Below are 10011 nucleotides of genomic sequence, written 5' to 3' on the forward strand. Positions count from 1 at the left end.
GGCTAGGGTGACGCCAAAGCCCCGGGGTCAGCATCGGCCCCGGGGCCCTGGGCTCCTTTGAGACCGCGATGTCGGCGCTACGGGGACTGCTTCTCGATATCCTTCACGAGGAAATCGGCCCGACGGTTCTTCTGCCAGCACACCTCGCCCATGGCGCGGCAGGCCAGCAGCTTCTCGCCGTCACCCACTTCGACGATCCGGTCCGCGGAGACACCGCGCGCCACGAGGTAGTCCTTCACGGCGCGGGCCCGGCGCTCGCTGAGGTTCTGGTTGTAGGACACCGAGCCTCGCTGGTCGGCACCACCTTCGATGGCGACCTTGACGTTGGAATGGACCTTCAGCCACTCGGCGTTCTTGTCGAGGATCCTCGCCTCGCCCGGTCGGATGGCGGAGCGGTTGAAGTCGAAATGCACGGGGCGCAGGTCCGGCGTGGGCGCGAAGCCCTCGAGGTTCGGCGCCATTTCGCGCGGCGCGCTTGCCGAGGCGACGACCGTGCGCGTTTGTTTCGCCGGTGCGGCGTCCGTCCACGCAGGAGTCGCCGCGATCACGAGTGAAGCGAGCACTGTTGACAGGATCTTGAGATCCATGTGCGCACCCTCCTTTGAGACGTGCTGAACGCACGCCTTCTCTTACACTCGTACACCGCATTTCGTGTGCAAGGGGGCCGCCAATGTCGAAAATGACAGGCGGGATCGATACTTTCGGAAGCGCCGTGAACTCGAGCCAGCTGCCGATCGACAAGGCGACCGGGAAAAAACTTCAGTCCAGGGAATGTCTTCGCGTTCCTATTGGACGCGCTGCCAGAGGTTTTCGCTGATCGAGAACTCGCCGGTATCGCGGCAGAGGTTATCCACGCGGATCGCGTACGTGTGGATCGCCATGATGCGGCCGTCGGGGGTGAGACGTGCCATCATGGCCACCGGGCGCCCGTTCGGATAGCAGGTCCCGCCATAGCGGAGCGTCTGGACGCCATGGAGATAGTTCTCGACCGCGACGGCGGTGAAGGACACGTCGCCCGGCTTGAAGCCTAGTTCACGGGCGGCCTTGCCCACCGTGGCGAAGGTCCCGCGGACTTGGCCCATGGTGAAGACGACACGAATGGTCGTGTCGCCGCTTCGCCACGTGCCCTGGAGCGCCGCCGTCTGAGCCGCGGCCTCCAGTGCCGTCAGCGCGATCCCGGCGACGAGCGCGACCACGGCCATCTTGATCTGCGTCCTTATGGCGTGCCTCATCGAGTTCTCCCCTCTGGGTTGTTTTCGTCAGCGGCCACTGCTCATCACCCGCTCGAGCGCGGCCTGATACTCGCGCTGCTGCGGCTGAAGCGCCCGCGCTTGCCGGAGATGGCCGAGCGCTTCACCGCGACGCCCCAGTGCCTCCGCGGCCAGGCCCGCGAGGTAGTGGGCTTCGGGGCTCTGGGGGCTGCGGGTGAGCGCCCGCTGAGCCAGGTCCAAACCTGCGGCGGGATTGCCGCTCTTCGTGGACGCCACGCTGGCCCCGAGCAGCGCGGGCACGTGGCCAGGCTCGAGCTCGAGGGCCCGCTGGAAATTGGCGAGCGCATCCTCGAGGACGTCGCGATCAAAATAGCCGGCCCCCACCCAGTAGCGAGCATCGGGGCGGTTCAGCTCGGCCCGGCTCTCCGGCGGGCTCGATCTCGACGATGTCCAGGCGCTCGATCGGATAGCGGGCCACTGATCCCGCGGTGATGCCGCTGCCCATGCCGATGACGACCACCCGCCTCGGGTCAGGATGAAGGAGCATGGGAAGGTGGCCGAGCATGAGCTGGGTCGGCATGTCGACCCCCGTGCCCGCGTCCGTCTTCCCGTTGGTGCGCAGCTAGATCTCCTCGCCATCCTGGTGCACGGAGATCGTCCCGCTCACTCCGTCGCGATAGAAGAGCACTCGCTGGCTGCGCAGAATCTCGGGAATGCTCTGCCGCGATGCCCTCTCCAGGTACCTCTTGCCGTACACGGCGGGGCCGCTCGCCATGACCCGCTGATCCCAGGACGGGAGCAGGAGCACGACAACGGCCGCGGCCACCCCCGCGACCGCCGCCGCCCCGTGCCAGTCCCACCATCGCGGGCGGGGCCGAGGTTCGTCGCGGCCGCGATGGCCACCGTCGATCGTGTCCCCAGGGCGGGGAGCACGAGGTATCCCGCGAGCACGACCCCGACGACGGCGCCGAACGTATTGGTCGCGTACAGCGCGCCCACCTTCTGGCCCAGGCCCCTCTCCTCATGGATGAGGGCCTGGCTCACGATGGGGAGGGTCCCGCCCATGAGCGTCGTGGGAACCAGGAAGAGCGCGAATCCGAGGGCAAACTGCGCGAGGTTGAAGGTGTCGTAGGAGAAGCCGAAGGTGCCGTGGAGGGAAAGGTAGAGGGCCGAGGTGACCCAGACGAAAGCGGGGAGCAGCGCGCAGTAGACGCCGATGCCGATCTCCAGCCAGCCGTAGGCTCTGATCAGATTGCGGATACGTGCCGACGACCGCGCGAACAGATAGCTGCCGAGCGCGAGCCCGCCCATGAAAGCAGCGAGGACCGTGGTGATCGCGTAGACGGTGTGCCAGAAGACCAGACCGAGCATGCGCAGCCATACGACCTGGTGGACGAGGCCGGTGGCCCCGGAGAGGAAGAAGCAGGCGAAGATGAGGGGCACTCGGCCGGCCGGGCCGGGAAATCCGCGCGATGGGGTCACGCGTTCCTGATCCCCACGCGGATCACTTCGCCGCGCTTGGCGAGACGAGCGAGGGGAAGGGTGAGCTCAAGAAGGAGCTTCAGCACTCCGTAGATCGGGCGCCATTCGGCGAGGCGAGCGAGAGCGAGCCAGCCGTGGTCGCGGAGCCAGAAGCCCAGGCTCCACAGATAGGAGCGGGGCTTGGCCCCATGCCAGCTCCAGACCACGCGGCCCCCGCCCTGCTCGACCGCGCGCTCCAGGCTTTCGGGCGAGAAGTGGGACAGGTGCCGAGGCAGCTCGAGGCCCGACCAGGCCTTGCCGAAGATGCCCGCGCCCAGACCACTGGCATTCGGCACTTCGACGATGAGCAAGCCGTCGGGGGCGAGCCATCCGAGCATGCGGTGAATCATCGCGACGGGATCGGGCACATGCTCGAGGACGTGAAAGGCCGTGACCACGTCGAAGCGGGCGGGCGCGAACGGCGCGGTGAGGACATCGCCCACGTGGATCTCGTCAGTAAAGCGCTTGGCCTTGGCCGCGGCGGCCTTGTCGACTTCTATGCCCGTTACCTGCCAGCCGAGGCTCTTAGCCACCCCGAGGGCGCCCCCCGAACCGCAGCCCACGTCGAGATAGCGGCCCTGCCCGGTCCAGGGCGGACAGTCCCAGCGGATCTTGCGGAGAAGCCGTCGCGCTCGAAGACGGGTCCACAGGCCGATCGAGGGGTCGCGAAGCTCTCGATAGCCGAGGGCGCTGGCCAGGGCCCAGCGTGCCGCCTTGATCCGCCCCCGCGAGCCCTTGAACGGGATCCGGGGCGAGGGCTCCTGGTGGCGCGGGTAATGATCGGGATAGCAGTCGGCAAGGTGCGCGTCGGCCACGCGTGGCTTCTGGTAGAAGAAGCCGCAGCCCCGACAGCGGGCGACCGTGTAACAGCCGGGAACGGCAAAGGCGCGATCAGGCGTGGTCCACAGAGGGTCGGCCTCCGAGCCATGGCAGAGAAAGCAGGGGGCATCGATGGTGGGAAGCCCCCCCGAGGCCCTTCCGTCTCCGTCCTGGAGGGGAAAGGCGGGGCCTCCGGCTACTTCTTGGAGATCAGCCAATGCCCCACGGCCAGGTGTGGCAGTCCTGAGCGCTCGAAGGTGTCCACGGCGTCCGCCGCGCTGCACACCACGGGCTCGCCGTGCAGATTGAAAGAGGTGTTGAGCACCGCGCCGATCCCGGTGCGCCGCTCGAACTCGGCGATCACCGCGTGGTATTCAGGGTTCCACGCCTCGTCGAGGATTTGCGGGCGCGCCGTGCCGTCCTGAGGATGCAGGGCGGCCACCAGCGCCTCGCGCGCCTCCGCGCGAGTGGGCATGGCCAGCATCATGTACGGGGAGGAGAGCCGCTTGGGATTGACGAGATATTCCCCGGCGCGCTCGGCCAGGATGGTTGGCGCGAAGGGCATCCAGAAGTCGCGGTTCTTGATCATCCGGTTGATGAGCGGCACCACCCGGTGATCGGATGGGTTGGCGAGGATGGAGCGGTTCCCCAGCGCTCTCGCCCCGAACTCCATCCGGCCCGCGCAGCGCGCCACCACCCCGTCGGAGACGAGCAGCTCGGCGATCTTCTCCTCGATCCTGTCCTGGAAGGCGACCTTGTAGCGTCCCTCGAGCCCGCGCTCGCGGATCACCGCCTCCGCGTCTTCGTCGGTGACGCGATTGCCGAGATAGGCGGGCCCGAAGGGCTCCAGGCGGCCGGTGACTCCGCGCTTCGCGCATTCCTGGAGATAGGCCAGATAGGCGGCGCCCACGGCGTTCGACTCGTCGCCGCAAGAGGGGAAGGCGAAGAGCTCCTCGACCCACTCTTCCTGGCCCAGGAGCATGTTGGCCTTGACGTTCATGAAGCAGCCGCCGCCGAGGGCGAGGCGCCGGCCGCCATAGCGCTGATGCATGAGCCGCCCCCACCGGAGCATGGTGTTCTCGAAGAGCCGCTGGGCGCCTCCCGCCACCGCGTCGAATCGGAGACCCAGCGTCGCCTTGAGGAGGAGCGCATAGCGCTCCCCCGGCTCCTGCCAGCGGAAGAGGGCGGGGCGGCCTTCTTCGAGGTCGAAGACGCCGCGCAGGACCGCCTCCGCGCGCTGGACATACTGCTCGGCCGCGTACGGCGCCATGCCCATGACCTTGTACTCGTGCTCGCCGAACTTCATGCCGAGGGCCAGGGTCACGAACGAATAGAAGGCCCCGAGCGACCCGGGTGACGAAGGAACGGCTTCGTGGCGAGTGAGCTCCCGGCCTCTCCCCGTGGAGGCGGTGGCGCAAAGGCCGTCGCCCGCATTGTCATTGGTGAGGACCAGCGCGTCCTTGCCCTCGAAGCCCGAGCCGTAGTAAGCCGCGGCCGCGTGGCAGGAGTGGTGATCGAGGCAGACGATCCGATTCTTCGGGATGCCGAGGTGATCCGTAACGAAGCCGAGCCGCTCGGTCTGAGAGATGCCGAACTTGCCTCGGGACGGGTCCATGAGCCCGAACTTTGCGCCCATCTTCCGCGCGCGGCGGCGCAGGGCCCGCCACGGCGAGGGCATGGCCACGCCGTAGTACTCCCTGGCGTAGACCTCGTCGTGAAGGACGCGGTTCAGCCACTCGCGCGAAGCCGCGCGGGCGCCGGCCAGGGCGACGATATCGATGTCGGCCGGCTTGATGCCGCACTCCTTCAGGAGGGCGTCGATGGCCAGGCGCGGGTAGCCGGCATCGTTCTTCAGGCGGGTGAAGCGCTCTTCGGAGGCGCAGCCCACGATGCGGCCGTCCCGAAGGACGGCCGCGGTGGCGCAGTGTGTTTCGTTGATGCCGAGGACGATCATGTCCCCGGCATTATAACCTTGCCCTCCTGCTAGGCCGTCTTGCTGAGAGACTTGACGATCTCGCGGCAGAAGGCGGGGATGTCGTCGGGCCGGCGCGAGGTGATGAGGTTGCCGTCCACCACCACCTCCTCATCCACCCACTGGGCGCCCGCATTGACCATATCGTCCTTGATGGAGAAGAAGGAGGTCGCCTTCTTGCCCTTGACGATGCCCGCGCTGGCGAGCATCCAGCCGGCGTGGCAGATGGCCGCCACCACCTTGCCCTGCTGGGAGGCTTCGCGCACCAACTTCACCATGCTCTCGTGGCGGCGCATCATGTCGGGAGCGTAGCCGCCCGGGACGATCACCGCGTCGAACTCCACGGCGCTGACCTGATCGGCCTGCGCGTCGACGTTGACGGGATAGCCGGTCTTGGAGTGGTAGGACTTGGCGCCGCCCGCCCCCACCACCTTGACCTCAGCGCCTTCTTCCTTGAGCCGGTAATACGGAACCCAGAGCTCCATCTCCTGATACATGTTCTCGGCGAGAATCGCGACGCGCTTGCCTTTGAGCGACATGGATGCCTCCTTGGATGTTGACCTAGGATGTTGACCTACAGTTTGGGTGTCGCCGTCTTGAGCACGAGGGCCACCCGTTCGGACGCGCGGCGCACGACGAGCGAGAGGGGCCGCTCGAGCGACGCCGCGAGCAGGGCCTCGCGCGCGGCCTGGAGCGTCAATACCGGCCGCCCATTGACCTCCACGAGGGTGTCTCCGACCTGAAGCCCGGCTCTCTCGGCAGGGCTTTTGACGAGGATGGCGGCCACCGTGGGCGGGCTGGACAGGCGCGAGGCGGAGTCTTCCGGCTGCCCCTCCGGATCGCGCACGAGGAACCCGAACTCGGCGGCCACGCGATCGGCGGCGATGGCATCGGGCATGACGCCGATGCGCACGCTGAGACGGCGGCGGCCTTCCTCGCGGCGCAGCACGGTCAGCCCTATCGTGTCGCCGGACGCCGTGTGGGCGATGAGCCGCTGGAGCGTGCGCGTGTCCACCACCGGCCTATCGCGGAAGGCCACGATGAGATCTCCCGGCTGGAGCCCGGAGCCCTCGGCCGGCGTCTCCTTCATCACCTCGACCACGTAGACGCCAAAGCCCTCACGGAGCCCGTACTTCTTGGAGATCTCATCCATCTCCTGCTCCGAGAGGTCCCGAATGCGGATGCCGAGCCAGCCCCAGGCCGAGGCGGCGCCCTCGGTCGGCGCCACGTGGACGAGGAGGAGGAGGAGAAGGGCGACGAGCCGTCTCATCAGCGGTCACCCGTGAGCTGGGTGTAGAGATCGTCGAGAGCGGTGGCCAGCATGCCGAGCCGCCGCTCGATATCGAGCTCCTCGAGCAGCCGCTGGCGGACGGCCGCCGTCGGCACCACGGCCGAGGCGACCTGGTCGCAGAGCATTCCCGCCGCCACGTCCCGGAGGGCCTCCTCCATGTCGGCGGTCGGACGCTTGACGGCCTTGAGGATACCGAGACAGCGTCCCGTCACTCGCGCCACCAGCTCGGCCACGGCGGGCCGGTCACCGCCGGATTCCTCGAGGGGGGTGGCCGCGACCACGCGGTAGAGCGTATCGGCAGGAATCTCGCGCTCGATGCGCACGCGCCCCTCACCCTTGAGGAGGATATTGTAGCGGCCGTTGGCCAGCCGCTCCCATCGAAAGATGCGTCCGACCCCGGCCACCTCGTAGACGGGCGGCTTCCCTTCATAGGAATCCTCGAACCCGGGCTTGAGGCCCACCACGGCCATGCGCTTGTCGCGCGCGAGGCAGTCGGTGACCATGGCGCGATAACGCCCCTCGAAGATGTGAAGGGGCAGCATGGTGTGCGGGAAGAACGTCAAATCCGGCAGGGGAAAGATCGGAACGAAGACCTGACCCACCGGACGCCGGGCCTCAGCCAATGGTCGGGAGCTTGAGGGCCGACAGGCTCTCGAGCCGCTCGACGACACCTTCGGCGAGATCGCGAAAGGCCTTGGTCTGGGCAGAGTTCGGCTGGCCGACGACGATGGGCACGCCTTCATCCCCGCCCTTGCGCGTGTCCATCTCCAGGGGGATGCGCGCGAGGAGGGGGACGTCGAATTCCCCCGCGACCTTCTCGCCCCCGCCCTCGCCGAAGATGGCGTACTTCGCTCCCGTGTCGGGGGCAACGAAGTAGCTCATGTTCTCGACCATGCCCAGAATGGGCACGTTGAGCTTCCTGAACATGGCCAGGGCCTTGCGCACGTCGAGGAGGGCGACCTCCTGAGGGGTGGTGACCATCACCACCCCGCCGAGGGGGATGACCTGGGAGAGCGAGAGCTGAGCGTCGCCGGTGCCGGGAGGCATGTCGAAGACCAGATAGTCGAGGGGGCCCCAGAGCACGTCGCGGAGGAATTGCTGCACGGCCGAGTGGATCATCGGTCCGCGCCAGACGAGCGCCTCCCGCTCCGCCACGAGAAGGCCGATGGACATGATCTTGATGCCGTGGGCCTCGACGGGAATGATCTTGTTGTCGAACATCCCCGGACGCCCCTTGGCCCCCATCATGAGCGGCACGTCCGGGCCGTAGATGTCCACGTCCACGAGCCCCACCTGATGTCCGCGCAGCTTGAGGGCCAGGGCCAGATTGACGGCGACGGTGGACTTGCCCACGCCGCCCTTGCCCGAAGAAACCGCGAGCGTGTGCTTGACCTCGGGGATGAACTCACCCCCCGGGGCTCCGGGCTTGTGCATGTCAGGCATGAATGTTGGGTCTCCTCTACGCAGGTGGGCTCGCCTGTCCGCAGTATAGGGTCGGGCGCTCGAAGCCGTCAAGGAAGCGGACGGCTCGAGTGCGCGCCAAAGTGCCGGAGAACTTGAAAAAATTGGCCGGAACTGATACAAAGATCGGGTGATTGGAGCCGACGAGTTCCGGCGGGTCCTCGGTCACTTCTGCTCGGGCGTGACCATCATCACCACGGTGGACAAGGAAGGTCGGCCCATCGGCCTCACGGCCAGCGCCTTCACGTCGGTGTCCCTCCACCCGCCCCTGGTCCTCGTCTGCGTCGCCCACGACGCGCAAAGCTACCCGGCCCTCGCCGAGGGGACACGCTTCGCCGTCAATATCCTGGACAAGGATCAAGAGGCCATCTCGACGCGCTTCGCGACCAAGACGGCGGCGCACCCCGCAGAAAAGTTCGAAGGGATAGGCTATCGCATGGGCTCGCTCGGCGTCCCCGTGCTCAAAGATGCCCTGGCCGAGCTCGAGTGCACCACCGTCCACGCGTATCCGGGCGGGGATCACACCATCTTCGTGGGCCGGGTCGATGCCGCCGACTGCCGCGGGGATGCCGGCCTCGAGCCGCTGCTCTACTATCGCGGCAAGTACCGTCGCGTCCACTCCTGAGGAGGCGTTTTTCATGCCCATCCCGCTCTCGCGCCCACCCGTCGATGACGAGGTCAAGGCCGCCGTCATCGCCGCCGTCGAGTCCGGTCAGTACATCCTGGGCCCGCAGTGCAAGGAGTTCGAGAAGGAGTTCGCCGCCTACAACGGCGCCAAGCACGCCGTGCTGACGACGAGCGCCACCTCCGCGCTCTGGATGGTGATCAAGGCCTTCGAGGCCAAGGCGGGGGACGAGATCCTCGTGCCCGCGCACACGGCCTTTCCCACCGTCGAGGCCATCTGCTTCGCCGGGGTGACGCCGGTCTTCGTGGACATTGACGAGAGCTACACCGTCGACGTCAAGGATGCCGCGGCCAAGGTGACGCCGCGCACGGTCGGCTTCATCCCCGTCCACCTCTACGGTCATCCCGCCAATCTCCCCGCCGTCCAGGACCTCTGCGCCAAGCACAAGCTCTGGCTCCTGGAGGACTGTGCCCAGGCTCACGGCGCCACCTGGCAGGGTAAGAAGGTGGGCAGCTTCGGGCGCGCGGGAGTCTTTTCCTTCTATCCGTCGAAGAACCTGACCGTCATGGGTGACGGCGGCCTGCTCGTCACCGATGACGACGAGGTCGCGGCGCGGTGCCGCCGTCTCCGCGACCACGGCCGACAGAGCAAGGACATCCACGTCGAGATCGGCTTCAACCTGCGCTTCAACGATATCCAGGCGGCCGTGGGGCGCGTGCTCCTGCGCCGTCTCGACGCCATGAACGAGCACCGGCGCCGGCTGGCGGAGCGTTACACGGCCGGGCTCGCGGGCCTGCCGCTCGTCTTGCCTGCCGAGACGCAGGGCGCGCGCCATGTCTATCACCTCTACGTCGTGCGCACGCCGCAGCGCGACCAGCTCGCGGCCTTCCTCAAGGACCAGGGGATCGCGACGGGCATCCACTACCCGGTCGCCTGCCACCGCCAGCCGGCCGTGGCGCACCTCAAGCCGCCCCCGCTCGAGCACACGGACCGCATCGTCAAGCAGATCCTGACCCTGCCCATCTCGGCAGGCCACACCGAGGCCGAGATCGACCAGGTCGTCGCCGGGGTCAGGGCGTTCTTCTCGAAGTGAGCGAGTCGCTTCGGATCC

General features: G+C 67.5%; 13 protein-coding genes. 2 read left to right on the forward strand and 11 right to left on the reverse strand.

Features of this window, described 5'->3' with window-relative positions:
- Window positions 1-77 precede the first annotated feature (77 nt).
- From VGT00_20465 to VGT00_20515, 11 genes are all read right to left on the reverse strand, one after another.
- Window positions 78-587 (reverse strand): OmpA family protein, encoded by a 510-nt coding sequence (locus VGT00_20465; protein HEV8533804.1) that lies wholly within the window; start codon window positions 585-587, stop codon window positions 78-80.
- Between the two features lie 198 nt (window positions 588-785).
- A complete protein-coding gene (locus tag VGT00_20470) occupies window positions 786-1232 on the reverse strand; it encodes a hypothetical protein (GenBank protein ID HEV8533805.1) in 447 nt (148 codons plus the stop codon).
- A 27-nt stretch (window positions 1233-1259) separates the two neighbouring features.
- Window positions 1260-1595 carry a tetratricopeptide repeat protein gene (locus tag VGT00_20475; GenBank protein HEV8533806.1) on the reverse strand — a complete coding sequence of 112 codons (336 nt, stop codon included), beginning with the start codon at window positions 1593-1595 and terminating at the stop codon, window positions 1260-1262.
- Window positions 1576-1791, reverse strand: coding sequence for a hypothetical protein (locus VGT00_20480; GenBank protein ID HEV8533807.1), 216 nt, complete (start codon window positions 1789-1791; stop codon window positions 1576-1578). Before VGT00_20480 ends, VGT00_20475 begins: the two co-directional genes overlap by 20 nt.
- Before the next feature lie 83 nt (window positions 1792-1874).
- Window positions 1875-2693 carry a fused MFS/spermidine synthase gene (locus VGT00_20485; GenBank protein ID HEV8533808.1) on the reverse strand — a complete coding sequence of 273 codons (819 nt, stop codon included), beginning with the start codon at window positions 2691-2693 and terminating at the stop codon, window positions 1875-1877.
- Window positions 2690-3547 carry a class I SAM-dependent methyltransferase gene (locus VGT00_20490; GenBank protein ID HEV8533809.1) on the reverse strand — a complete coding sequence of 286 codons (858 nt, stop codon included), beginning with the start codon at window positions 3545-3547 and terminating at the stop codon, window positions 2690-2692. The genes VGT00_20485 and VGT00_20490 overlap by 4 nt, the downstream gene beginning before the upstream one ends.
- 200 nt (window positions 3548-3747) lie before the next feature.
- Complete coding sequence (locus VGT00_20495; protein HEV8533810.1) at window positions 3748-5505, reverse strand: carbamoyltransferase C-terminal domain-containing protein; 1758 nt, start codon at window positions 5503-5505, stop codon at window positions 3748-3750.
- 29 nt (window positions 5506-5534) lie between these two features.
- On the reverse strand, window positions 5535-6062 hold the full coding sequence (locus tag VGT00_20500; GenBank protein ID HEV8533811.1) for a type 1 glutamine amidotransferase domain-containing protein: 528 nt from the start codon (window positions 6060-6062) through the stop codon (window positions 5535-5537).
- Between the two features lie 35 nt (window positions 6063-6097).
- Complete coding sequence (locus VGT00_20505; protein HEV8533812.1) at window positions 6098-6793, reverse strand: PDZ domain-containing protein; 696 nt, start codon at window positions 6791-6793, stop codon at window positions 6098-6100.
- Window positions 6793-7416, reverse strand: coding sequence for an LON peptidase substrate-binding domain-containing protein (locus VGT00_20510; protein ID HEV8533813.1), 624 nt, complete (start codon window positions 7414-7416; stop codon window positions 6793-6795). The genes VGT00_20505 and VGT00_20510 overlap by 1 nt, the downstream gene beginning before the upstream one ends.
- Before the next feature lie 13 nt (window positions 7417-7429).
- On the reverse strand, window positions 7430-8257 hold the full coding sequence (locus VGT00_20515; protein HEV8533814.1) for an Mrp/NBP35 family ATP-binding protein: 828 nt from the start codon (window positions 8255-8257) through the stop codon (window positions 7430-7432).
- 148 nt (window positions 8258-8405) lie between these two features.
- Between VGT00_20515 and VGT00_20520 the strand changes: the two genes are divergently transcribed.
- Window positions 8406-8900 (forward strand): flavin reductase family protein, encoded by a 495-nt coding sequence (locus VGT00_20520; GenBank protein HEV8533815.1) that lies wholly within the window; start codon window positions 8406-8408, stop codon window positions 8898-8900.
- A gap of 13 nt (window positions 8901-8913) precedes the next feature.
- On the forward strand, window positions 8914-9993 hold the full coding sequence (locus VGT00_20525; GenBank protein ID HEV8533816.1) for a DegT/DnrJ/EryC1/StrS family aminotransferase: 1080 nt from the start codon (window positions 8914-8916) through the stop codon (window positions 9991-9993).
- Window positions 9994-10011: the final 18 nt, after the last annotated feature.

The organism is Candidatus Methylomirabilota bacterium (assembly GCA_036002485.1).
Lineage (GTDB): Bacteria > Methylomirabilota > Methylomirabilia > Rokubacteriales > CSP1-6 > AR37.

Excerpts from the sequence above, each read along its gene's own strand:
- VGT00_20500 (HEV8533811.1), bottom strand. The coding sequence starts at position 6,062 with ATGTCGCTCAAAGGCAAGCGCGTCGCGATTCTCGCCGAGAACATGTAT.
- VGT00_20480 (HEV8533807.1), bottom strand. The coding sequence starts at position 1,791 with ATGCCGACCCAGCTCATGCTCGGCCACCTTCCCATGCTCCTTCATCCT.
- VGT00_20470 (HEV8533805.1), bottom strand. The coding sequence starts at position 1,232 with ATGAGGCACGCCATAAGGACGCAGATCAAGATGGCCGTGGTCGCGCTC.
- VGT00_20505 (HEV8533812.1), bottom strand. The coding sequence starts at position 6,793 with ATGAGACGGCTCGTCGCCCTTCTCCTCCTCCTCCTCGTCCACGTGGCG.
- VGT00_20525 (HEV8533816.1), top strand. The coding sequence starts at position 8,914 with ATGCCCATCCCGCTCTCGCGCCCACCCGTCGATGACGAGGTCAAGGCC.
- VGT00_20465 (HEV8533804.1), bottom strand. The coding sequence starts at position 587 with ATGGATCTCAAGATCCTGTCAACAGTGCTCGCTTCACTCGTGATCGCG.
- VGT00_20495 (HEV8533810.1), bottom strand. The coding sequence starts at position 5,505 with ATGATCGTCCTCGGCATCAACGAAACACACTGCGCCACCGCGGCCGTC.
- VGT00_20515 (HEV8533814.1), bottom strand. The coding sequence starts at position 8,257 with ATGCCTGACATGCACAAGCCCGGAGCCCCGGGGGGTGAGTTCATCCCC.